At 36.1% G+C, this 24,765-nt stretch carries 23 protein-coding genes and 2 tRNA genes; 17 read left to right on the top strand and 8 right to left on the bottom strand.

Going from position 1 to position 24,765, the window contains the following annotated elements; translation table 11 throughout:
- Position 1 precedes the first annotated feature (1 nt).
- Genes NTX65_03075 through NTX65_03090 form a run of 4 tightly spaced genes read left to right on the top strand, consistent with a single transcriptional unit; the run spans position 2 to position 3,535 of the window.
- Positions 2-646: a deoxynucleoside kinase gene (locus tag NTX65_03075; protein MCX6168296.1), complete on the top strand. Its 645-nt coding sequence runs from the start codon at positions 2-4 to the stop codon at positions 644-646.
- A gap of 3 nt (positions 647-649) precedes the next feature.
- Positions 650-874 carry a hypothetical protein gene (locus NTX65_03080; protein MCX6168297.1) on the top strand — a complete coding sequence of 75 codons (225 nt, stop codon included), beginning with the start codon at positions 650-652 and terminating at the stop codon, positions 872-874.
- Positions 874-1,962 carry a glycosyltransferase family 9 protein gene (locus tag NTX65_03085; protein ID MCX6168298.1) on the top strand — a complete coding sequence of 363 codons (1,089 nt, stop codon included), beginning with the start codon at positions 874-876 and terminating at the stop codon, positions 1,960-1,962. The genes NTX65_03080 and NTX65_03085 overlap by 1 nt, the downstream gene beginning before the upstream one ends.
- 4 nt (positions 1,963-1,966) lie before the next feature.
- A complete protein-coding gene (locus tag NTX65_03090) occupies positions 1,967-3,535 on the top strand; it encodes a Ppx/GppA phosphatase family protein (GenBank protein MCX6168299.1) in 1,569 nt (522 codons plus the stop codon).
- Positions 3,536-3,619: 84 nt separating this feature from the next.
- Here the strand turns inward: NTX65_03090 and NTX65_03095 are convergent, their stop codons facing one another.
- A complete protein-coding gene (locus tag NTX65_03095) occupies positions 3,620-4,723 on the bottom strand; it encodes an ATP-binding protein (protein ID MCX6168300.1) in 1,104 nt (367 codons plus the stop codon).
- 435 nt (positions 4,724-5,158) lie between these two features.
- Between NTX65_03095 and asnS the strand changes: the two genes are divergently transcribed.
- From asnS to NTX65_03125, 6 genes are all read left to right on the top strand, one after another.
- Positions 5,159-6,457, top strand: a complete 1,299-nt coding sequence (asnS, locus tag NTX65_03100) for an asparagine--tRNA ligase (protein MCX6168301.1) — start codon at positions 5,159-5,161, stop codon at positions 6,455-6,457.
- Positions 6,458-6,459: 2 nt separating this feature from the next.
- Positions 6,460-6,975, top strand: a complete 516-nt coding sequence (locus NTX65_03105; GenBank protein MCX6168302.1) for an NADH-quinone oxidoreductase subunit J — start codon at positions 6,460-6,462, stop codon at positions 6,973-6,975.
- 14 nt (positions 6,976-6,989) lie between these two features.
- A complete protein-coding gene (nuoK, locus tag NTX65_03110; protein MCX6168303.1) occupies positions 6,990-7,289 on the top strand; it encodes an NADH-quinone oxidoreductase subunit NuoK in 300 nt (99 codons plus the stop codon).
- Entirely contained in the window at positions 7,289-9,229 is a 1,941-nt protein-coding gene (nuoL, locus tag NTX65_03115; GenBank protein ID MCX6168304.1) for an NADH-quinone oxidoreductase subunit L, read from the top strand. The genes nuoK and nuoL overlap by 1 nt, the downstream gene beginning before the upstream one ends.
- Positions 9,230-9,327: 98 nt before the next feature.
- Complete coding sequence (locus NTX65_03120) at positions 9,328-10,854, top strand: NADH-quinone oxidoreductase subunit M (protein MCX6168305.1); 1,527 nt, start codon at positions 9,328-9,330, stop codon at positions 10,852-10,854.
- A gap of 67 nt (positions 10,855-10,921) precedes the next feature.
- The gene (locus NTX65_03125) at positions 10,922-12,349 is read left to right on the top strand and encodes an NADH-quinone oxidoreductase subunit N (protein ID MCX6168306.1); all 1,428 of its coding nucleotides are present in this window, start codon (positions 10,922-10,924) and stop codon (positions 12,347-12,349) included.
- A 77-nt stretch (positions 12,350-12,426) separates the two neighbouring features.
- On the opposite strand, the gene NTX65_03130 is transcribed toward NTX65_03125, so the two are convergent.
- Entirely contained in the window at positions 12,427-12,783 is a 357-nt protein-coding gene (locus NTX65_03130) for a GIY-YIG nuclease family protein (GenBank protein ID MCX6168307.1), read from the bottom strand.
- A gap of 160 nt (positions 12,784-12,943) precedes the next feature.
- Between NTX65_03130 and NTX65_03135 the strand changes: the two genes are divergently transcribed.
- From NTX65_03135 to NTX65_03155, 5 genes are all read left to right on the top strand, one after another.
- Positions 12,944-14,509 (top strand): NAD(P)H-hydrate dehydratase, encoded by a 1,566-nt coding sequence (locus tag NTX65_03135; GenBank protein ID MCX6168308.1) that lies wholly within the window; start codon positions 12,944-12,946, stop codon positions 14,507-14,509.
- Complete coding sequence (locus tag NTX65_03140; GenBank protein MCX6168309.1) at positions 14,475-14,918, top strand: VanZ family protein; 444 nt, start codon at positions 14,475-14,477, stop codon at positions 14,916-14,918. The genes NTX65_03135 and NTX65_03140 overlap by 35 nt, the downstream gene beginning before the upstream one ends.
- A 197-nt stretch (positions 14,919-15,115) precedes the next feature.
- A complete protein-coding gene (locus tag NTX65_03145) occupies positions 15,116-16,141 on the top strand; it encodes a YdcF family protein (GenBank protein ID MCX6168310.1) in 1,026 nt (341 codons plus the stop codon).
- Positions 16,142-16,354: 213 nt separating this feature from the next.
- The gene (gene nusB, locus NTX65_03150) at positions 16,355-16,834 is read left to right on the top strand and encodes a transcription antitermination factor NusB (GenBank protein ID MCX6168311.1); all 480 of its coding nucleotides are present in this window, start codon (positions 16,355-16,357) and stop codon (positions 16,832-16,834) included.
- Positions 16,797-18,131, top strand: coding sequence for an MFS transporter (locus NTX65_03155; GenBank protein ID MCX6168312.1), 1,335 nt, complete (start codon positions 16,797-16,799; stop codon positions 18,129-18,131). Before nusB ends, NTX65_03155 begins: the two co-directional genes overlap by 38 nt.
- Here the strand turns inward: NTX65_03155 and NTX65_03160 are convergent.
- Complete coding sequence (locus NTX65_03160; protein MCX6168313.1) at positions 18,123-18,803, bottom strand: M50 family metallopeptidase; 681 nt, start codon at positions 18,801-18,803, stop codon at positions 18,123-18,125. The genes NTX65_03155 and NTX65_03160 overlap by 9 nt on opposite strands.
- Before the next feature lie 136 nt (positions 18,804-18,939).
- Between NTX65_03160 and NTX65_03165 the strand changes: the two genes are divergently transcribed.
- Both NTX65_03165 and NTX65_03170 read left to right on the top strand, forming a co-directional pair.
- Positions 18,940-19,012: transfer RNA gene (locus tag NTX65_03165), tRNA-Gly, on the top strand.
- 90 nt (positions 19,013-19,102) lie between these two features.
- Positions 19,103-19,177 (top strand) — tRNA-Val (locus NTX65_03170).
- Positions 19,178-19,471: 294 nt separating this feature from the next.
- On the opposite strand, the gene NTX65_03175 is transcribed toward NTX65_03170, so the two are convergent.
- The 5 genes from NTX65_03175 to NTX65_03195 form a co-directional block, all read right to left on the bottom strand.
- On the bottom strand, positions 19,472-19,717 hold the full coding sequence (locus tag NTX65_03175) for a hypothetical protein (protein MCX6168314.1): 246 nt from the start codon (positions 19,715-19,717) through the stop codon (positions 19,472-19,474).
- 10 nt (positions 19,718-19,727) lie between these two features.
- Positions 19,728-21,626, bottom strand: a complete 1,899-nt coding sequence (locus tag NTX65_03180) for a hypothetical protein (protein ID MCX6168315.1) — start codon at positions 21,624-21,626, stop codon at positions 19,728-19,730.
- A gap of 67 nt (positions 21,627-21,693) precedes the next feature.
- Positions 21,694-23,628: a phage terminase large subunit family protein gene (locus NTX65_03185; protein MCX6168316.1), complete on the bottom strand. Its 1,935-nt coding sequence runs from the start codon at positions 23,626-23,628 to the stop codon at positions 21,694-21,696.
- On the bottom strand, positions 23,510-24,076 hold the full coding sequence (locus NTX65_03190) for a hypothetical protein (GenBank protein MCX6168317.1): 567 nt from the start codon (positions 24,074-24,076) through the stop codon (positions 23,510-23,512). Before NTX65_03190 ends, NTX65_03185 begins: the two co-directional genes overlap by 119 nt.
- Positions 24,077-24,210: 134 nt before the next feature.
- Positions 24,211-24,756, bottom strand: a complete 546-nt coding sequence (locus NTX65_03195) for a phage tail protein (GenBank protein ID MCX6168318.1) — start codon at positions 24,754-24,756, stop codon at positions 24,211-24,213.
- Positions 24,757-24,765 lie beyond the last annotated feature (9 nt).

The raw sequence follows: 24,765 nt of genomic DNA on the forward strand, positions 1-24,765 counted from the left end.
ATTGGCCGAACTCAGGTACATAGCAATTGAAGGTGTGATCGGTGCCGGTAAATCATCGCTTGCAAGAAAACTAGCCGATAAACTTAGCGCTAACTTGATCATGGAAGAGTTTGAGGAAAACCCATTCCTTGAAAAATTTTATGATGATAGAAAACGTTATGCATTTCAAACTCAGATGTTTTTTCTGATTAATCGTTTTAAACAGCAGCAGCAGCTTAATCAGCAAGATCTTTTTACAAAATATATGGTTTCGGATTACATCTTCCAGAAAGATAAAATCTTTGCTTACCTTAATCTAACCGGCGAAGAATTAAAACTTTATGAAACTATTTTCCCGCTTCTGGAAAGAGATATTCCAAAACCGGATCTTGTAATCTTTCTCCAATCGAGCATTGACCGTTTGGGAGAAAACATTAAGACTCGAGGGAGAAAGTATGAACGCAATCTAACTCGTGCTTATTTAACGGAACTATCGGAAGCGTACAATAACTTTTTCTTTAAATATAACAACACACCGCTCTTAATCGTGAATACATCGGAAATAGATTTTGTGAACCGTGAAGAAGATTTTGAAGAACTCTACGCTCAAGTATTCAGAGAAGATAGGGGATTCATTGAATACTTTAATCCCGAATCGAAAGGATAGACGATGAGTTTGCTGAGACTAATTCTATGGGCTACAATATTTTATCTCGTTTTTAACACGGCGAGAAATGTTCTAAGATTTCTATCATCGAATAAACCTCAAAAAGATCCTAATGAGGTTAAACAGAAGAAGCAAGGCAAATATAAAATTGAAAAAGAAGATGTAATTGATGCACATTTTGAAGACATTGATTCGGATAAGTCGGATAAACAAAAAGAAAATTCTTAATGTCCTTAAAAGATCATTTTAGAAAAATTGTCTCTCAGATACTTGAAAAATTTTTAGCCGTCCCTGAACTTTCCAATAAATCAATTGGTGATCCGCAAAGGATTTTGATTATTCGTCAGCATAATCAATTTGGAGATTTGCTTGCTAGCGTTTCTCTTTTCAGAGCAATCAAAGAAACTTTTCCAGATTCTCATTTAACCTTAATTGCCAGTCCCGAAAATTATTATGCCGTCGTTAAGAATGAATTTATTGATGAACTTTTTATTTATGATAGGAAGAAATTCATCAACCCATCCTATATCTCAAAAGTTAAAAATATTCTTCACAATAATTATGATCTTGCATTGGTACCGGTAACTGTTGCGGTTTCTATAACGAGCTGCATCCTTGCCGGTTTTTCTAAAGCAAAAATAAAAATTGGTCCAAATTCTTTAAATGGTGACAAAAATAATCTTGCGTTCGTATTTAACTACAAAATTGATATGGACTGGAGTAAATGCCCAGATGCTCATGTCTCGGATTTTATTCTTGACTTAGTGCGTCCGTTTGGAATCAAAACTAAAAATTATAATTCGAGCATTTCGTTCGATGATTTTGATCGAAATGAATCTGATAAATTTCTGAATTCATTTTTACCTGAAGAACATAACATATTAATCGGTTTTCATGTCGGTGCAGGAAAAGAACAAAATAGATGGTCATTAAAAAAATATGTTGAATTAATTAAGCTAATTCAGTCGAATCATAAACTCAAATTTTATTTCACAGGCAGTAGCGCAGATTCCGAAGAGCTTAGTTATATGAAAAAACATTTTGATGATTCATGCGGATATTACCTGAATAAATCGATACCTCAACTTGCCGCGTTAATTTCGAAAAGTGATTATTTTATTACAAACGATACAGGCGTTATGCACGTTGCCGGCGCAACAACCACTCCGCAAATTTCCATTTTTGGTCCTACAAATCCATTTAATTGGGCGCCGATTGGTGATGAAAAATATTTTATTCGTAAATCCGAATTGATTGATGATGTTTCGGTTGAAGATGTATACAATTTATTCGAACTCATTTTGAAAAAGAAATAATCTGATGATGGGAAAAGATATTAATAATATAGCTGCAGTCGACGTTGGCACTAACTCCTTCCATCTTATAGTTGTCCGCGCCAAACCCGACGGAAACTTTGAAATAATTGATCGGGAACGGGAAGTAATACGGCTTGGCGAAGGAAGCACCGGTGATATAAAAATAATTATTCCGGAAGCTATGGGGCGGGCAGTAAAAGCACTTAAACGATTCAAGTTAATCGCTGATTCTCACAATGCTTCATTAAGAGCAGTTGCTACAAGTGCGGTAAGGGAATCTTTCAATAAAAATGAATTGATAAGAAATGTATTTATAAAGACTGGAGTTGAAATAGAAGTAATCAGCGGATATGAAGAAGCACGTTTGATTTATCTCGGAATTTTAAAATCTGTTCCTGTTTTCAATAAAAAAACTTTGGTGATTGATATTGGCGGAGGCAGTACAGAATTTTTAATAGGTCAAAAAGGGAAGACGCATTTTTCTGTCAGTCTAAAGTTAGGTGCAGTGCGTCTTGCTCAGAAATTTTTCAATGGTTATGAAATTACTTCCAGTTCAATTAAAGAATGCCGCAATTGGGTTCATGGTGAATTGTTTAACGTAGCTGAAACAGCAAAGCGGATTGGTTTCGATCTTTGTGTTGGTTCTTCCGGGACCATTATGGCAACCGGATTAATGGTTGAAGCTTTGGTCAAAGGGAAAAGATCTCAGAATAATATTCTCAACAATTATGAATTTACTAAATCAGAATTTTCGCAAGTCCGTGATGAGATTTTGAAGAGGAAGACCGAGGAAAAAAGAAGGAGGATACCGGGCTTAGATGATAAACGCGCCGATATAATTCCGGCAGGAATAATAATTCTTGATGAAATTTTTAAGTTGTTCGAATTGAACAAAATGACAATCTCGGCATACGCTCTTCGTGAAGGCATTATTATCGATACACTGCAGAAAGAACATCCGACTGAGACTAAGCCAAGCTTTGCAGATATAAGAAATGACAGCATAAAGCATTTATCAGAATCTTGCCATTATGACCATGATCATTGCAAACATGTAGCACAACTCGCGCTTCAAGTATTTGATCAGCTCAAAACTCTGCACGAACTTGATGATGATTGCCGGGAATATCTTTATGCCGCAGCAATTCTTCACGATATTGGCTACCACATTTCGCACACAAATCATCATCATCATAGCTATTACATAATTAAGAATAGTGATCTATTAGGATTTAATGAAACGGAGATAAGTATAATTGCTTATGTATCACGTTATCATAGAAAAAGTCATCCGAAATTAAGTCATGATGATTTCTCCCAGCTGACCGAAAAAACTCAGATGGTAATTAAAAAACTTGCCGCAATTTTGCGTTTGGTGGATGCTTTAGACCGGACTCATTCTAAAGTAATTCGAAATGTCAATTTATCCGTTACGAGGCAGAAAGTAATATTAGAATTGAATGTTGATAAGACAAAAAATGCAGAAATTGAATTGTGGAACCTCGAGAGAAGAAAAGGATTATTTGAAGAGGTCTTTTCAAAAAAAATATTGTTAGAAACTCATTATAATTAACCGAATCTATCTTTACTCAAATAATGAATCCGGCGTCATCAACTTTTCTGAAAAAAAATGTCATCATTCCTATATATCAACTCTTTAACCAAATGTGATTTGAAATTCTGTTCCATTATTTCTGTCTAACTTAATCTCTCCGTAAAGTTGCGATGTAAGCATATTTATTAATTTTAGTCCTAATGTTTTTTGTTCGGTTTCAAAGCTGATATCGTCACTCAACCCTATCCCGTTATCAGCAACTGTAAGCACGAATTTATTCTCATTCAACTTAATAGAAATTCTGATCTCCGGAGTTTTTGTAAAATCAACAGGGAAAGCATATTTGATAGAGTTTGTCACTAATTCATTTATGATCAAACCACATGGTATTACAGTGTCAATCGGTAAAAGAATATCATCTATTTCCAATTTTTTTGTGATCTTAATTTTCGTGGAAAACGTATCGATTAGATAACTAACCAAGTTATTAACATAATCTGCAAAATTAAGATTTGTGAAATCGGTTGACTGGAATAATTTTTCATAAACTAACGACATTGATCTGACGCGGCTGGTGCTGTCTTGAAACAACGATAATATTTTTTCGTCCTCAATCTCAATGGATTGGAGATAAAGCAGGGAAGAAATCACCTGCAAATTATTTTTTACTCTGTGAAAAAGTTCTTTAAGAAGTATCTCTTTTTCCTGAAGTGAATTTTGAATCACTTCTTGAGAGGAACGGCGTTCCTCCTCGATTGCAACTGCAGTACTGATGCTGCTTAGAAATTGTTTTTCATCATCTGCTAATATTTTGTCTTCCTGAAAGACTATGCATAGTGATCCTATTATTGTTTCTTCCCAGAAAATAGGTGACCCAATTAATGTTTTTAAATTATACTGATTAAAAGTTGGATTGTTTACAGCATATTTTGTTTTGCGAAGATTCCGAATTATCTGTACAAAAGATTTTTCTTCTTTCTCAAAATCGCTGCAAATTTGGTCCCAAAGTCCCGGTAAATCTTCATTCTCGAATTGAGTTCCTAGATTACTAATAGAAAAATATTTCCCTTTATTGATTGAATTAAAAAGGACGGCGGTAGCATTGAACTCAAATAAGCAAAGCTCCAATACGCTTTTTATGTTTTGGCCGGCGTCAACTCCAAAGTCTAAAAGGCACTCATTTATTTTAACTAATCTTTCATGCATCTTATTTGATATCCTAACATATTCCTTAAATTACTCTACAATCAGTCTTCATAGAATTCTCTTAAAACTATTTGAAAACGGAAGTACGATAAATAATTCCATGAGCAATAATCTCTTTATCAGATAACGTTATTAATATTTGTAATTTGAATTTGTTCGAATAGACATCCCACCATAATCTAATTGTCGAATAAAAATCTAGAAAATTGAGATCAATATTGGAAATTATTTCTATCCATATCTCTAAGGTTACAAAGACATACTCTCTTCTTCAAATATTAAGCATTCTTGAGTATTCTCATCTCAATATTGAGATAACTTTTTTTGAATTGCAATAATAAGCAGAATTATCTAAACCGATACTTAAGAGATTTTTTGCTTTTGTAACAAGCCGTTAATTATATTTGCCAATCAAAATTTAAAATCAAAAAATCTATGAAACCTGAAGTTTACATTAAAGATCTGAAAGACCATGTTGGCAGAGAAGTTACACTGAAAGGATGGCTCTATAACAAGAGATCAAGCGGTAAAATTAAATTTTTGATAATGCGTGACGGAAGCGGCTATGTTCAGTGTGTTGTTTTCAAAGGAAATGTTACAGATGAAATATTCGAAAATGCAGATAAACTAACTCAAGAATCTTCATTTGAGGTTACCGGCAAGGTAAAAACTGAGCCCCGTTCGGTCGGCGGTTACGAGCTTGATGCCACAGATGTAAAAATTATTTCTGTTGCAAGTGAGTATCCCATCACTCCAAAAGAACATGGAATCGAATTTTTAATTGATAATCGACATCTCTGGGTTCGTTCTAAAAAGCAAGTTGCAATTCTAAAAATTCGCGCAAGAGTAGTAAAAGCAATTAGAGATTTTTTTGACTCGCGCGGATTTATCCTTTTCGATCCTCCGATTATAACGCCGAATGCATGCGAAGGTACTTCAACACTTTTTGAAATGGAATATTTTGATCTTGGCAAGGCATACCTAACGCAATCCGGGCAACTTTATGAAGAGAGCGGGGCAATGGCACTTGGAAAAGTTTATTCTTTCGGTCCAACTTTCCGTGCAGAAAAATCGAAAACCCGCCGTCATTTGACGGAGTTCTGGATGGTTGAGCCTGAAATGGCTTTTTATGATCTAGATGACGATATGGATCTTGCAGAAGAATTCTTGGAATATATTGTTCAATCAGTTCTTACCGATATGCCTGAAGAATTAAAAGAACTTGAACGCGATTTGACTAAACTGCAATCTGTTAAGAGACCTTTTCCAAGAATATCTTATACAGATGCAGTTGAGATATTGAAAAAGAAAGGTGTTGATTTTCAATGGGGCAACGATCTTGGCGGAACAGACGAAACATTGATAGGTGAAGAATTTGATCGGCCTGTTATGATTCACCGGTATCCATCTGAGGTAAAAGCATTTTATATGAAACGCGATCCTGAAAACCCTAAGGTTGCATTAGCTGTTGATGTAATTGCACCTGAAGGTTACGGAGAAATTATCGGTGGAAGCCAGCGAGAAGATAATTTGGATTTTCTGTTGGAAAGAATTAAGGAACATAAATTGCCGCAATCTTTCTTTGAATGGTATTTGGACTTAAGAAGATTCGGATCTGTACCGCACGCCGGTTTTGGTCTTGGTTTAGAAAGAACTGTAAGCTGGATTTGCGGATTGGATCATTTACGCGAAGCAATCCCGTTCCCAAGAATGATTTATAGGAATACACCTTAATCATGAATATTCAGATAATTCTTTTCATCGTTCTGGCTACGATTGCTGCGGTTTCTTCTGTAGTAATGATAACAAGAAAACACGCTGTAATTAGCGCAGTATTTTTAATTCTCAACTTCTTTGCTCTCGCCGGATTGTATCTACTTCTCAATGCTCAGTTCATTGCCGTTGTGCAGGTGATTGTTTATGCCGGAGCAATTATGGTTCTATTCCTTTTTGTTTTGATGTTATTAAATACCGAAACAGAACACAAATTATTTGTTGATAAACGGGCAATAAAATTCTTTTCAATTCTTGTAAGCGCATTCGTATTTGTACAACTCGCGTATCTAATCTTTTTCGGACATCCGTCAAGAACCTTAACACCGGATGAAGCCGCGAGTGTTAAAGCAGGAACTATTCAGGCAATCGGTCAGCAACTTTATACTAATTATATTATTCCTTTTGAAGTCGCGGGATTTTTACTTCTTGCAACTACAATCGGCGCGTTAGTTTTAGCAAAGAAAAAATTCGAGTAAAAGATATGTCATCAATACCAATGGAATACTATTTAATACTCAGCGCATTTATGTTCAGTGTTGGTGTTGCCGGTGTCCTTATAAGAAGAAATGCGATAGTTGTATTTATGTGTATAGAGTTGATGCTAAACTCTGCAAATTTAACGCTCGTAACTTTTTCATCTTACTTGGGAAATTCGATCGGCCAGGTATTTGTATTCTTTGTGATGACGGTAGCTGCAGCGGAAGCCGCAGTTGGTCTGGCAATTATTATTGCCATCTTCAGAAATAAAAAGACTGTAAACATTGACGAGATAAATATTTTTAAATGGTAATGATAAATTTAATATACCTAACAACCCTAATGCCGTTGGCTGGTTTTCTCATCAACGGATTGTTCGGAAGAAAAATCAAGAACGAAAAGATAATTGGAATTATCGGCAGCGCTGCTGTCGGAATTTCTTTTCTTGTTGTTCTCGGTGCATTTATTCAAACGCTTGGACTTCCCACTGAAGAAAGATCAAATACTGTTGAATTATTTTCTTGGTTAAATGTTGGCGGGTTACATATTAAGTTTGCATATCTCGTTGATCAGCTTTCGCTCACAATGTCTCTAATTGTTACCGGTGTAGGATTCTTGATTCACGTTTATTCAATTGGTTACATGCATGGCGACAAAGGATTCTGGAGATTTTTTTCCTACATGAATCTTTTCATCTTCGCGATGATGAATCTAGTTCTTGGTGATAACTTTGTCGTTCTTTTTCTTGGATGGGAAGGCGTTGGTCTTTGTTCTTATCTTCTGATTGGTTTTTGGTATGATAGAAAATTTGAAAAGGGGACAACTTCTCAAGCAGCTAAAAAAGCATTTGTTGTTAACAGAATAGGCGACTTTGGTTTTTTGCTCGGCATGTTTTTGATCTATATGACTTTTGATTCGCTCAATTTCAAAGAGGTTTTTTCAAGAGCGGCATCATTCCCAATTGCGGAATCAACTTTCGGTTTGATTGCACTCTTCTTATTTATCGGCGCAACAGGTAAATCGGCACAGATACCATTGTTTGTATGGCTGCCCGATGCAATGGCTGGTCCAACACCTGTTTCTGCGCTCATACATGCCGCTACAATGGTGACAGCCGGTGTTTATATGGTTTCACGAGCGTCAATCATTTTCGCCTCGGCTCCAGTGGTTATGACTATTGTTGCTGTGATTGGTTTGTTAACAGCAGTTATGGCGGCAACGATAGGATTAGTTCAGAATGATATTAAAAAAGTTTTAGCTTACTCAACTGTAAGCCAATTAGGCTATATGTTTTTGGCTGCGGGTGTCGGAGCGTTTAGCGCTTCCATTTTTCATGTTATGACACACGCTTTTTTCAAAGCGCTTCTATTCCTTGGCGCCGGTTCTGTTATCCACGGAATGCATGACGAACAGAATATTCAGAGGTACGGCGGCTTAAAAAAATATATGCCGAAAACTTATGTCACATTTTTTATCGCGACACTTGCAATTTCTGGAGTGCCCGGTTTATCCGGTTTCTTTAGTAAAGATGAAATCTTATGGAGCGCATACGCGAACGGCGGCTTTGTATTTTGGCTTATCGGCGCAATCACAGCTATGCTTACAGCATTCTACATGTTCAGATTAGTTTCTCTAACATTCTATGGCAAAGAAAGATTCGATCAGCATCACGTTCATCCACACGAATCTTCCGCATGGATGACTGTTCCATTGATGATTCTTGCATTCTTTTCTGTTGTTGGCGGATACATTGGTCTTCCAAAAGTATTCGCGGGAGAACATGGCAATCTGTTCGAAGGATGGCTTGAACCGATTTACGCACCGGCTCAAGCAAAGCTGGCAACATTTGGGTCGCATACCCATCTTGAAGAAATTTTATTGATGACTGTTTCTGTTGCGGCAGTTTTGAGTGCCATCTACTTTGCACTTCATGTTTATAGAAAGAATCCTCAGATTGCCGAAAATGTTTCAAATAAATTCAAAGGGATATACAATCTTCTGCTCAACAAATATTTTGTTGATGAGGCATACGAAGCGGCAGTTGTTCAGCCGATCCAAAAAGGAAGTGAAAAGTTTTTGTGGAAATTTTTTGATGTTAAAATTATAGACGGAATGGTAAATGGTATTGCTTCTTTAATTGAATCCGGGTCCGGTATTATTAGAAAAATTCAAACAGGTATTGTGCAATCTTATGCCGTTATTATGATGGTGGGAATTGCTTTAACTCTTTTGTGGTTAATCTTGTCACTCTGATCCCGACTTGTCGGGAGAAGAGTCTCTAAACTATTAGTTGTGAGATTCTTCGACCTCCGATAAATCAGAGTTCTCAGAATGACAATAACAAAAAAAATATGGAACAAAACTTACTCTTAACATACTTGCTTCTAACTCCAATCATCGGGAGTATTCTTGTTCTTTTTTTCAAGAAAGATCAGAAAGAATTAATCCGTTGGTTCGGTTTAGCTGTTTCATTGGTTGCGTTAGCAATTTCATTGGTTGTTTACTTCGGTTTCAATCATACCAATCCGCAGTTCCAGTTCATTCACAAAGTAATTTGGATCAAGAGTTTAAACATCAGCTATCATGTTGGCGTAGACGGAATTTCTCTTATACTTGTTTTTCTTACAACTTTTTTAACTCCGCTCACGCTTCTTTCAACTTGGAAAGCAATTGAAAAAAATGTTAAGATGTTTACATTCTCAATGCTTTTTCTTGAAATCGGAATGCTCGGCGTTTTCATCTCACTGGATATCTTCTTGTTCTACATCTTCTGGGAAGCGATGCTTATCCCGATGTATTTCATCATTGGAATATGGGGCGGTGAAAGAAGAATTTATGCTGCCGTAAAATTTTTCATCTTTACAATGTTTGGTAGCCTGCTTATGCTTGTTGCCATCATATGGCTCGCAGTTTATGCTTCTAATACTCTCGGTTATTTCACAACGAATTTACTTGATCTTTATAAAGTTGGTCCAACGATTCCACATGATATTCAAGGGTGGATGTTCGGTGCATTCTTTCTAAGTTTTGCTATAAAAGTTCCGATCTTTCCATTTCACACATGGCTGCCCGATGCTCACGTTGAGGCGCCGACTGCCGGCTCGGTTATACTTGCTGGTGTTCTTCTGAAAATGGGAACCTACGGTTTGATCAGATTTTGTCTTCCTCTTTTCCCGCAATCGGCTGTGCAATTTGCACCGGTAATTTCAGTTCTTGCTGTTATTGGGATTATTTACGGCGCGCTTGTTTCTATGGCTCAGACTGATATGAAAAAATTAGTTGCATATTCTTCAGTATCTCACCTTGGATTTGTTGTGCTCGGAATTTTTGCAATGACTGTCGAATCTGTTCAAGGCGCTGTGATCCAAATGGTCAACCACGGCTTATCAACCGGCGCGTTATTCCTGTTAGTCGGTGTTTTATATGAAAGGACTCACAAACGCGATATTGCGTTCTATGGCGGCATTGCTAAACTAGTACCATTGTATTCTACTGTGCTAATGATAGCTATGCTTTCATCAATCGGTTTACCGGGCTTGAACGGATTTATTGGAGAGTTTTTAATATTGATCGGCTCCTTCAAATCACCTGTATTGAATAGCTGGTGGTTTACAATTTTTGCAGCGAGCGGAGTAATCTTTGCAGCAGTTTACATGTTATGGATGTATCAACGCGTTGTTTTCGGCGAAGTGAAAAATGTAGAATTGAAACATAAATTGACCGATATGAATCTGCGCGAAATGTTTGTGATCGTTCCGATTTTAATTTTTATTGTATGGATTGGAGTGTACCCCAGCACATTCTTAAAACTTACTGAAGTATCAACACAATCAATTCTTCAGCAAGTCAGAATATTTACCGGAAGTATTCTGAAATAAAAATTTATGAATAACCCCGCTTCTTTATTTGAAAAAGGAATCGGGACAAATTAAAAATGACTTAAATATGCCACAAAACAATTACGAATATTTTTTATTGATGCCTCAATTGATAATTGCGGTTGGAATTGTTCTCTCTGTTTTGATCGAGATTACCACAAAGAAAAGCGAACAGATTCTTCCGTGGCTTTCTATTGCTCTTTTTATTGCGGCTGCCTTTGATTCGGTATTCAATATAAATCAGAACTTTGTTCTGTTCGGCGGAATGATTGAAGTCGGTGGTAAACCGGCAATCTTCAATTTTATCTTTAATATCGGTGCGGCATTAGTTGTTCTTTCTTCAATAGATTATTTGAAAAAATACGGCACGTATTACGGCGAGTATTATATTTTGGTTCAATCATCCGTGCTCGGTATGATGGTTATGTCCGGGGCAAGAGATATATTAATGATCTTCATGGGTTTAGAATTGATGTCGATCTGTTTCTATGTTCTCGCCGGAATCAATCGAAAGAAACTTTCGGCTAATGAAGCTTCGATGAAATATTTTTTACTCGGTGCATTCGCGACCGGATTTATTGTTTACGGAATTGCTTTAATTTACGGTGCAACTGGAACGACCAGCATACAAAACTTGGTTGAAAATTTTGCTACTTATTCCTCGAATATAATCTTTATACTCGGTTTTGTTTTCTTCTTGATCGGATTTAGTTTTAAGATTGCGGCTGTTCCGTTCCACATGTGGGTACCGGATGTTTACCAAGGATCCGCCACTTCCGTTACTTCATTAATGTCTACAACTGGTAAAGCAGCAGCGTTCAGTGTCCTTTTGATAATGCTTTCAGCTGTATTTTCCGGTGCGTCAAATGTTTTCCGTCCTTACTTCGCAACAATCTCAGCGCTTTCAATGTTGTTCGGCAGTATTGTTGCTATTTCTCAAACTAATCTAAAAAGAATGCTTGCTTACTCATCAATTGCTCATGCCGGGTACATGGCAATTGGACTGGCTGCCGGTAATTTATTTAGTGTAGCCGGAATAATTTTTTATTTAGCCGCGTATACGTTTATGAATATCGGTGCTTTCACAATTATTTCAATTGTTGAAGGTGAGAACGATTCAAAAACTGATTTAAATTCTTTTGCCGGTTTGAATGCTAAGAGTCCAATACTCGCAGCATCAATGGCGTTATTCATGTTCGCACTTGCCGGTATTCCGCCGCTTGCTGGTTTCTTCGGTAAATATTATGTCTTCATCGCTGCTATTCAAAGTAATTTAACCTGGTTAGCAATTATCGGCGTGTTATCTAGCGTTATTAGCGTTTACTTCTACATTCGTGTTGTAGTCTTCATGTATTTCAAAGACTCAATTGAAGATTTTAAGATACAGATCTCACCGTACAGCCTCACAGCAGTTATCATTACTGCATTGTTGATACTTGTTTTTGGTATTCTGCCGGATACGTTGATGAATGTTATTACTTCGGTGATTCATTAATATCAAAAATAGAACGCGGATTTTTATGATTGTTTATGATTTGCCATTTCTATTTTAGAAGACAATCCAGGTCCAATTCAATTCTTTAATTTATTGTATCCTTTGTCGCCGAAAGGTTGAAGTTTTTCGATCCATAATTCTTCAAGAGTTAGTAAATCATTTGTAAAGTCGTGGGCAAGATCTTCCTTCGGTTCAACATGATCTAACACTTCAAATACAAAATTTTCCTCACCTAACTGAGTGTATTCAGATTGAAGTTGCGTGTTCACATGCAAACCGGCATTCAATTGGAATCTGAAACTGTTCGATTTTCCGTGTAAATTCTTACTGCTTCCGATAAATATTTTGCCGTTAACCAAATTTCTTATTTGATAAACGCCCATTGGCGGCAAAGTTTGTTTGTATTGCTTCTTCAATTCCTTTTTGTCAATCATTTTCTCACCATTTACCATATCAATTAATTTCGGATGGCAATTTATCGATTTTAAAACAATTATAAATTGTAAAATTATTGGCACCGTGTGAAGATGTTGAATCTAATATTTATCACAATTCTTTCTTATTTTGCAATAGTAAATATGTAAAGAGTAATATATGATACCACTTTATACTTCACAGCAAGTACGCGATGCCGATAGCTATGCAATTAATACTCTCGGCATTCCGAGTATTGTCTTAATGGAAAATGCTGCGAGAAGTCTTTACGCAGAGATAATCTCGAATACAAACGGTTCAGTGGATAATAATAATGTAGGAATAGTATGTGGTAAGGGAAATAATGGTGGAGACGGATTTGCGTTGGCTCGTCATTTTATCATTAATGATTACACTGTAAAAATTATTGCTCTTGGAGCTGAAGAAGAGTTGAAAGGAGACGCTCTCACAAATTTCAGAATAACAAAAAATTTGATTTCAGAATACCCGTCATCAAAAATTTCTGTCTATGAGAGCGTGAAAGACCTTTCTTCATTTGATGATTGTTCTTTAATTATTGATGCTATGTTAGGAACGGGGAGTCGAGGTGATTTAGCTGAACCTTACAGAGAAATAGTTGAAAAGCTAAATCAATTGAACAGTTATAAGGTTGCTGTTGATCTCCCATCCGGGTTGGATTTAGAGAATGCCGGAGGTGAGATAATTTTTATTGCGGATCTAACAGTTACTCTTTCTGAATATAAAACGGGACTGTTCTATAGTAATGGTTATGTTAATTGTGGAACAATCAAAAAGGGAACTATCGGGATTGGAAACGAATATTACGACAAACTAACTATTACCGATTACTTGATTGAACCGGAAGATGCATATTATGGATTACCTGATAAAGCATTAGATCAGAATAAGTATTCTGCCGGAAAAGTATTTGTTATAGCCGGAAGCGGTAAATTGCCGGGAGCTTCTTTTCTTACAACAAATGCTGTTCTCAGAAGTGGTGCCGGCTCTTCTATACTTGCATTTCCAAAATCAATTAAATCACTTGCTCAGCAAATGCTCGATAGTGCCATTGTGCTTGCATATGAAGACGAAGCAAAAGAATATTTATCCGATGCTAATCTTGATGAGCTCGAAGAAAAAATTAATTGGGCTAATGTTATTGCGCTTGGTCCCGGACTAGGTAGGGAAGAAGGGACAAAAAATGCCGTCCTTGAAATTCTTAAAACCCACAAAACAAAAAAAATTGTAATTGACGCCGATGCTATTCATGCTATTGGTGGTGAAGAATTTTCTAAACTGAACTTAAAAGGGAAGATTCTTACTCCGCATCATAAAGAATTTGCTGATATGCTTAGAATCGGTTTGGATGATCTGGAAAATAATTTGCTGAAATATGGTAAAAACTTTTCGATTGAAAATGGCTGTTACTTAGTATTGAAAGGCGCGCCAACGATAATTTTCAATTCTGCAGGAGAAGCATTTATAAACACAACTGGTAATCCCGGTCTGGCAAAATTTGGAAGCGGGGATGTATTGACCGGAATGATCGCCGGATTTCTTGCTCAGTCAGACGAAATAGAAGAAGCACTAATTAGCGCAGTTTACATTCACAGTTTAGCCGCAGATCTTTTATTTGAAGAAAAGACTGAGTACGGTTATACATCAGAGGACTTAATTGAAGAAATTCCAAATGCAATCAAATTCATTCTCAAATCTTTTATATAAATATATCAGTACCAATACACTCTATTGCGTTTATCTTCCGTTGATTATTTATTGGATAACACTTTTTGTATTGACAACTATTCCGGTTGATGCTGTGCCTCAAATATTTAATAACCAGGATAAGATTGAACATTTTGTTGCTTATGGCGCATTGGCATTTTTGCTAACACTTGCGCTCTCTTTCCAAAAAAAATCAAAGCTGATATCATCTAAAGCGTTCTTATTTACTTTTATATTTATTTTATCTTACGGTGCAGTTGATGAACTTCACCAATTATTCGTACCTGGAAGGGATTGCGATTTATTAGATTGGCTTGCCGATTCAATTGGTGGTTCAATAGGCATTGGAATGGTTTATCTATTCTTGAGAAGTCAGTTAAAAATAAAAGACAAAGTAGTAACTAAGTAAAGTTTTTTTTTATACTGGTACACTTTGAATGCATATTAACAACAAGTTCTAATTCAATTAATATTTGATCAGCTATGATTCGGCAGATTCATAAGTAAGAGATTAAAATATTCTTATTAATCACAGAATCATGAACAATCTTCATTCTTAATATGAATTAAAAACCATAATTCACTCAATAGATTTTCGGATATGAATTGAAACTACGCTTTCAAAATACCGGTTTGTTCATTTCGGTTCTAGTTACAGTAATTGTGAATCTGTTCATCCTCCTTTACTTGAAATATCATCTAAATGGAATTCCACTAAATGAATTCCGAGTGGATTATTTTGGGAATATACTTAACCTGATATTTTCATTTCTTCTATTCGTGGGAATTATTATCCATTATTTCCGAAAAGATAAACTTGATAAGAAAAAATTAGTATTCTTGATAGCACTTCAATTCTTTATTACACTTTCTATGGGATTAATTTATTTGATAGCAAGTCACGATTTATTAAATCAGTCCGGTTATTTATTCAATTTCCCGGTTAAGAAAGTCTATTCTGGTTTCTTATTTATTGTTGGTGAATTATTCGAGCTTTATTCTTTGCTATATGTCTGGGGATTGATCTTCGGCTCAGAAAATCTTTTCGAAATAAGAACATTTGTAAGAATGATTGTAGTAATATTTATCCTATTGGTAATTTCTCTTTTTTATGTTTGGAATGTTCGTACTTATGACGAAAAAAAAATTGCAAACGAAGTCTTTGAATATGGATGTATTCCGGGTGCAGCCGTGTGGAGCCATGGTAAACCGAGCCCCATATTTGAAGGAAGAATACGCAAAGCATTTGATCTTTATAAAAAAGGTATAATAAAACAAATTATTCTAACCGGTGGGAACGCGCCCGGTGAAATCAGCGAATCCCAAGCTGCCTATAAATTTTTGCGGAACCTGAATGTACCGGACAAAAATCTGAAGCTTGAAACTGAATCATCAACTACAACTTTACAAATTAAATATTTGTATAAAAAATATTTTACTTCACAAAAACTAAAACCAATTCTCATAGTCTCAGATGGGTTCCATTTGACAAGAATCACTCAGATTGCTAAATATTTTAATGTGAACGTTGTCGGAGTTGCTTCCGGGTATACTTTATCGTTTGATAAAACTATTTATTATAGAACGCGGGAAAGTATAGCATTACTTTTATTCTGGATATTTGCGATATAATTTTTTGAAAATGAATTCCAGTGTCGAATTGAATTAAAATTAATCGTTATGAAAAATTTATTGTATTGACAGTTTAGTTGATATTTGTTTTGCACCACCATCTTAATTAGTTATAGACGAGGAATCACATAAATTTTGTGCTTAACTTCTCTTTTGTTTTATGAAATTAAGCATGTAGATTGTGCATCAAATTTTTGAAATTATGCGGATACGATGAAAAAATCGAATAGAAGAGAAATAAGGGAAAAAGTTCTGCAAGTTCTTTATGCTTATGAGTTTAACGGTGAGGGACTTACACTGCTGACTAATGAAATTCTTTCAGATGTGAACAGTGAAAGTGATATTGCATTTGCCAAGCAACTAATTAACCGGGTAGTTGCCAATAGAAATGAACTTGATATTCAAATTCGTGCGAGAGTTGAAAATTGGGAAATGGAGAGAATTGCTCTTATTGATCGGATACTATTAAGAATTGGAATTGCCGAATTATTTTATTTTCAGGAGATACCGCCCAAAGTTTCGATTAACGAAGTAATTGATATTGCGAAAGATTATTCAACTGCAAACAGCGGTAAATTTATTAATGGTATTCTCGATGCAATTTTATCAGACCTCAAAAAAGAGGGAACACTGAATAAAAGCGGTAGAGGACTTATTGAAGAATCCTTACCAAAAAAATCCAATGACGAATAGATCCGGCGAAAAGTTCAGGGTATTTATCTGGACTCTCTTCGATTTTGCGAACACTTCTTATTCAATTGTAGTTGTAACATTTCTTTATGCGGTCTATTTCAAACAGACAGTTGTTGGCGGGCGGGCTGTCGGCGATTTTTATTGGAGTATTGGAACAAGCATTTCAATGCTGATTACTGCGTTAATCTCTCCGGTGCTCGGTGCTATCGCGGATTATTCTGCCGGTAAAAAAAGATTTCTGCTTTTCTTTACTCTCGCTTGTATTATTTCAACCTCGCTGCTTTACTTCGTAAATAGTGGAGATGTATTTCTTGGGCTTCTACTTTTTATTATCGCAAATGTAGGCTTCGAAGCCGGATTAGTGTTTTATGATTCATTCCTTCCGGAAATAACTGCACCTAAAAATTTTGGACGAGTAAGCGGTTATGGATTCGCGATGGGTTATTTAGGCTCTTTAACAACTCTCGCATTGGTTTATCCATTCATCAAATCAAATATGATTAAAGAGACATTTCCATTATCGGCACTGGTGTTTTTTATCTTTGCCATACCACTTTTTATTTTTATAAAAGATAACAGAAAAATAGTTGCTAGAGATCAGTCCTTTATCAGAATTGGAATAACGCGAGTCTTAGGTACAATTTCTCATTTAAAAAATTATAAAAACTTATCCTTGTTCTTGCTTGCATTTTTCTTTTACATAGAAGGGGTTAATACAGTTATCTATTTCTCCGGAAATTATGCAAGTACAACGCTCCATTTTACACTCGAAGAATTAATTATATTTTTCCTAATAGTCCAAACAACAGCAATTCTTGGCTCTCTTGTATTCGGTTTTTTTGCAGATTCTTTTGGACAAAAAAAAGCTCTTGTTGTTTCTTTGGTAATTTGGGTTTTCACAATACTATTCGCTTTTTTCACTAGTGACAAGCATGGTTTTGTGATTCAGCATTTAAGCGAATATCTTAAGTACGATGCGGAAAAAACTTCTAGAATGAGTTTTTATGTTGTTGGATTGCTTGCTGGTAGTGTAATGGGGGCAACTCAATCGACAAGCCGAAGTCTAATGTCCAGATTAACTCCATTCGAAAGAAAAACCGAATTTTTCGGATTCTATTCACTGTTTGGAAAGAGTTCCGCAATTTTAGGACCCTTAGTCTTTGGCTATGTAAGCTATGTTACGGGTCAGCAAAAATTTGCCATACTAACAATTTGTATCTTTTTTGTTATCGGTCTTGGAGTATTGAGTTTGGTAGAAGATAAAAATGAGTATGAAGAAAAACCGGAATCAATCTGACACTTTTCTGTAGCTGTATTTTATTGCAAAATAAATTCCGATAATTGAAACTAAAGCCCACGAGAGACCAATCCATATCACCTGCACGTTTATTAGACTCGATAGAATTGATGCATCTGAAATTACAGAAGAATTTGAAAGAAGATCTTCTTTGATGTCGAATAAAACATAAACGCAGCTTATCAACCCAAAAGAACGAACAATAATAGTAACTATTGGAATTCCAAGAAAGAATGCAGCTGTAATTAAAAGTCCGGATAAAATGAAAGCTAACAATATAAAAATACTGTCGGCCGAAAAAGTAATTGAAAGAAGAAAAATGATAGTTGATAGTGAAATGATCAGCCATTTCCCAATTTTTTTATTATTTGGCGAAACGAAGAATAATAAACCCCAGATCAAACTTCCGATGTAACCGGATGATGCTATAATAATAGTGTTTCCGCCTACAGTTTCACATTTGCCGCTTAAGTCAAAACCGATATCTAAAGTCGTAATCTTGCCGCCGCTTAGGATTGCTGCTAATGAATGACTTAATTCATGTAGTAAAACAACAAACAATTTGATCGGATAGATAAAATACATATCCCATAGGAAGAAACTTATTATTAACAATATAAGCAAAATGATCAGTTCTGAAACTTTATCTTTTCTATTCTGCTGTTTAGCCATTTAAAATCCAAAAAAGTGCTTCGCAAAATAAATAAATCTTGATTAAGTGTTGTTGTGGTTATAATTTTACCTTTGCAATAGTATGTTGCTTTCAATTTTGTTTTCGAATTGTGAGAGGAAAAATCTTAAAATAATTGCGGGCGTAACTCAGTTGGTAGAGTATCGGCTTCCCAAGCCGGTTGTCGCGGGTTCGAGTCCCGTCGCCCGCTCAAAATATATTTTTTGATTGTTGAAACTCTCAATTAAATATTCTATAATTGGTGCGCAAAATTTATTGTTCTTGTAAATTTTAATGCCATGGGGGCTTAGCTCAGTTGGTTCAGAGCATCTGCCTTACAAGCAGAGGGTCGGTGGTTCGAACCCATCAGCCCCCACAATAAAGCTTCGGAATTGAAAGATTTCGAAGCTTTATTCTTTTTGCGAAGTTGATAAATTCGAATAGCCCTCTGATTATTTCCAATCTCTACTATGTAAAATCCTATGTACTAAGAATTCTTTAAAATGAAAAATGCCATATTGGAAAAGCAAGGGAGTTCAAGCCCTATAAAACCAACACGGCAATTTTCAAATTAAACTTTTGCCTCTATTGAACTTTCTGCTTTTGGTGGCATGAAATTAATCTACTGTTAGAAAAGAATCAACCACTAAAAACAGTTCGAATGAAATGTTTATGAATATTGTTTAATAAAATTGGCACTCAATTTTAGGCGCAATGTTCTAAGTTCATCCTCAACACCTTTAGAATATTTTTCTATTTCGAAAGTTGGATCATCTTTTCTCAATTCAGCAAGTATTATTTTTTGTTGATAATTCGAAAGCAGCAATTGTGCTTCTAACTCTAACAGTTTAGAGGCGATAAATTCATTAATCTTATCACCCGGGATCTGAAGATTTATTATTTCCTCTTGTGGCATTTTATAACTCCTAATTAAAATCAATTATTCCATCGTTGATAGCTTTTTGAATTGCAGGTGCTAATTCATCACGAACTAGCTTATCGGTACTGCTTCCAAAACCACCTACAGAATGAATCGTTATATGTATGTTTTTAATGTTGCTATTGTTATTTGTTGTTGAGCTGGAATTTGAATAACTCTGAGCAGCTGAGGGAGAAGAATAACCACCACCACCACCCGCAGCGCCACCACCAAGTTTCATGTTTGCAATTCTATTAATGTTTGAAAGTGCAAATGCACCAGCGGCAGCGGCAGCAATATAACCGGCTACCGGTCCGAAATATTTTGTAACCGATTCAAAAGTTTCTATTGTTGCTAAAATTCCAGCAGTTGTACCCTGTGCAATTGCGAAAAGTTTATATGCATTAAAAGCGGCCTGGCTTTGTTGCCCACTCTGATCATAGAACATTTGAGCTACACCAGCCATATTCCCAAACATTTCAGCGACCAAATTAAATTGTTCAGCTCTTTCCGATTTTTCTTTTTCTACTCTTGCTTTAGCGGCCCAATATTTTTTGTCCTCACTATCAATGTAAAGATCAACCAGCCGATTAGCCTGATCCAATTCAGCATCATATTCCTTATCACGCAATCTCTGTTCTTGAACGTCTGAATCCTCGCGTGCCTTTAGTTTTGCTGCCAAAGCTTTTCTTATAAGATCATCACTTCTTAAGAGGGTAGTTTCATTAACAAGTGATATATCAATGCCTTGATTCTTCCAATCTTCTGCTTGCTTTAATAGCTGCATGAGTTCGCGATCAACATCATCTAAACCAATCAAACTATTTTCAAATGTTATCAGATCTGAAGCTTTCTTAATATCCTCTGCTTTCTTTTTTACTTTATCAAGTGCATCTTGAACTTTTTTAGATTGAGCCTCAATTTCATCTGCACTAAAATTGGCAACTTTCTTAATTTCGTCACGAATAAGTTTTCCATTCTTATCAACATAGGTGTGATAGCTTAATGCATTTTCTAAATCGGCTTGGTTTTGTGTATTATCCTGCGGCTTAGTCTGATCACCATTTCCTAAAAATCCTTTGATTCCCAATATACGGTCCAAATCGTTACCTGCTTTTATAGCCCAGTCATCTAGATCTATTATTGTGCCGATTATAGATCCAAGAACTGGTAAAAGAACTTCGCCGGATTTGTTTTTAAATTTATCCCATTTTACTCCTATAGCTTCAATTTTATCAGCTGCATCTGGCAATTTCTTTGCAACGTCATCTAGTGTAACGCCAGTTGCTTTAATCATTGCTTCGACTTGAAGCCACTTCTGAGTTTCAGCATCAAGCTGATTTAAATTCTTAACTCCATAATCATTTAAATAGCTTTTTACTATTTCATCATATATGGCTTTCTGAATACCGAGATCCTTCAAACCTTTCGTTCCACCTTCAGATGCTTTAAGAACTCTTTGAAAATTTTCTTCAACACCGCCGCCATATTTATCAGCAGCATCTTCTGCAAGACTCATTAGAATAGCTTGCTCTTTCATTGTTAAACCGAGATCAGTTGCTTGATTGGATAGTTTGAGTAGGTTTGCTTCAGTTACTGTTCCAGCTGTAGCTCTTTGGAACAATTCAATATCTTGTGTAGTCCCCTTAAAATTATCACGCAATACACCTAACCTTGCAGATGCAATTACAGCATCTTTTCCAAATGAAAAAAGTGCACCAGCTGTTAAACCAATACCAGCGATAGCAGCTATAGAAGAGACCGAGTCAAAAATGGAACCCATATTTGAATTGCTTTTTTTAGCAGCATTATCAAGTTCTGTAAGGTTTCCAATTGCGTCCTTCACAGCAGTGACGGCTTTATTTTTGCCATCGATGATTAGAGTTACAACATTACTTGAGTTCATGATTTACCTCTGATTTATGTTTCAATTCTTTCTTACACTTCAAATGCTGAGGGTTACGATAAATGATTCATCGCCAGTCATTCGCCCAATTCTTTTTTCTAACAATTGATTCATCAGTTTTTTGAACCGGCTGAGTAGGATTTTTTGACTCTTCAGCAATTTCTTTTATCCTATGGCGTATTTTGATTAATAGATTCTCATCATATTGAAGTGTATAAAAAGCTGCTGTCGAATAGACTTCAATATCAAGTGCTTCATTGCGTGCACGTAATTTCTTCCAGGTTCTTTTAGGTAATCCTTTATCATAAACAGTGACCAGTTTTTCACTCGTCAATTGTTCGAAATATTCTTTATCAAGTGAAATACCTTTTTCAGTTTGTTTATCAATTCCAATTTCAAAAGGGAAGTGCATGTAACCCGGGCCAAACTCAGTAATCGATAAACGCGAAAAAATTAATTCTTTTGCAGTATCAACACCCACAGCGAATGAATCACCTTTTCTAGTTTTCGAAGGATGGAAATTAATGATCGGCATATTATCACCCGATCGACCGTATACAGCATAGATTCTTCTGTTCTTACGTGAAGCTGCACTAGTGAAATTGTAAACTTGTTGCGTGAAGTGTCCCATTGCATCGATACATACAGCTGCAAGTAGCAGAGGAACACCAAAGGCATGTTGGTAAGTTTTGCCCAACGCAATATCTAAATCGTTCCAAAGTTTACTTGTTGAAGGATCTCCGCGAAGTATTTTATAATCAATCAACCAGCTCTCTTCGTGTAAGCCCCATCCTTTCACGATCATTTCTAAGCGGTCATCTTGAACATCAACACCGGCCGTTAATATTATAACATCTTCCGGAAGTTCCGGACCATAATTCTCACAACGCTTCATTAAGTAATTTGAATCCATGTCCTTTGTTGTTTGATCTTCCCAAACTTCACCAAGTACAAGATTTTTAAAGCTTCTCAATTTGAGTTGATTCTCTTTTGAATCGATGAATTGTTTAACAACATTTTCCCAGGTTGAGAGTGATGAGTAAAGTTCATTCATAAAAAAACCAGCATGAGAAATAATCTCTGGTTTTGTTTTTCTCCATTCACCATGAGAGACCATGTAATACTTATCACGTTCATGAAGTTCCGCTTTGCAATTTTCACACTCATAGAAAGTTTTTTCAATTTCATAAACACCTTTCTCTATTCGCCATCCCTTCAAGTTTTCAAAACGTAATGTCTGGAAGTGATTACATTGTGGACATGGAGCGAAATAATATCTCTGATCAGAGTTGATAAATGCATCTTCAATTCTGCTGATACCTTTGAAGGTGGGCGTTGAGATCTGAATGCATTTGAAATTAGAAAAACCTTGTTGACGTTTCTGTAATACTTTCACCGTATCGCCTTCGAATCCAGCTTCAAAAGGAATTCTATCAAGTTCATCTAGGAAAAGGTATTGTACGCTTTGAGATGAAAGTGCATTTGGTGAGTTGGTCCCGATCATGGAAATAAATCCACCCGGGAAAGATTTCTCTAAAATTGCATTATCACCTTCACGTTTTCGAGAATCAGAAACTTTATGGTGAAGTGTTGCTGTATCCCTCAGCATCGGGTATAACTTCCTCTTTGAGAATTTTTTAACACCGCTTTCTGTTGGATATGCGACTAAGATCGGGCCAGGTTGAACATCAATAATGTAACCGATCAAATTTAATGCACCTTGTGTGAATGCAGTTTGAGCAGATTTCATTACACTGATATACTGAACTAGGGGATCATTAAAAGCATCCATAAATCCATTAAGATATTCAAACCCTTCATCTTTCCACGGTCCGGGTTTCTCACAATCTTCCGGAGAGAGATAGCGATTCTTTAAAGCCCACTCACTTACGTTTTGCCGGGGCTTTGGTCTGATGAATGTTCTCAGTTCGCTTACCAGCCAAAACAGATTTCTCTGAATTGTTTCTAACGGTACTGGCTGAGGGTATGTTGATTGATCCATTTGCATAATATTCTAAAGCTTCATTTAAAGACTGATTAAGTATTTCGTTGATCTCATTTTTGGATTGAGCAGATAAACATTTATGAGAAACTTTGCTCGGAATGCTGAACAGCTTTTGTTTAAGAATTGTGATTTCATTCTTCCAAGTATTGAGCACCTCATCAGTTGGAACGAGTTTATCCTGGCGTTCGAGCAGATCCAATAAAGCACCATCAGCGCGATAACTACTGAGCCGTTGTTGTGAATCATCATTCTCATATCTCTGAAGTTTCTCTTTGTATTTATCTACAGTTTCACTTTTAATAAAATTTATATACCACTTAACAGCTTTTTCAAGCTCGTACTTTCCACGAGCGGCTTTTGGAAACCCTTCCTTTGCAACAAGCTGATTAACATATTGCCTTGTTATTCCAAGTATTTTCGCTAAGTGTGTTGTGTTTACATTCATCTGAAATTATTATGTTAGTGGAAATGGAAACTCGTTTTTCCCGACTCCGGTCAGAGTGCAAATTCGAGGCGTCCGTGGCAACCGTATGTGGAAAAGGTCGACAAAGGACCCGAAATTCTATAGGGATGTAACCTTTATTTCCCATTGTAGTACTCAAGTTCGTGGAGATAAATATTTTCCCACTTAGAGGTAATGAATGCCAATGCTGAGGTCATAGCATTATGATTGAACATCATCTTTGCTGGTGAAGGACCGTAAAGTTTTCTAATCGGCAAACGAGGTACAAGTTTTCCACCAATTGATTGACGAACAAAAACATTCTCATAAGTGCTGCTTAGTGTAGGAATGAATGATCTCCTAATGACAGCACGTCTACCTTTGATGATCATAACCGATGCACCAGGTTTCGTTTGTCGTGCCCCGAATTGAAATAAAGGAATTGGTTTAGTTGAGAATTCAATTCGTGAAGTTGGATTGTTACTGGATCCATGCTTTACTTCAACACCGTCCTTTGCATCACTTGCCTTAATGTTATAACGAGCGCGCGCATTCTTAACAATTTCAGTTCGCGCCTGCTGTGCAATCTTTTTGTTTGCAGATACCTCAGCCTTAATTGTATTCTGCTGCAATCTCTTGAACTCTTTGATCGCATCATTTATGTTATGTTGAATTGAAATCATATCAGTGTT

It is taken from the genome of Ignavibacteriales bacterium (assembly GCA_026390795.1).
Classification (GTDB): Bacteria; Bacteroidota; Ignavibacteria; order Ignavibacteriales; family Melioribacteraceae; genus Fen-1258.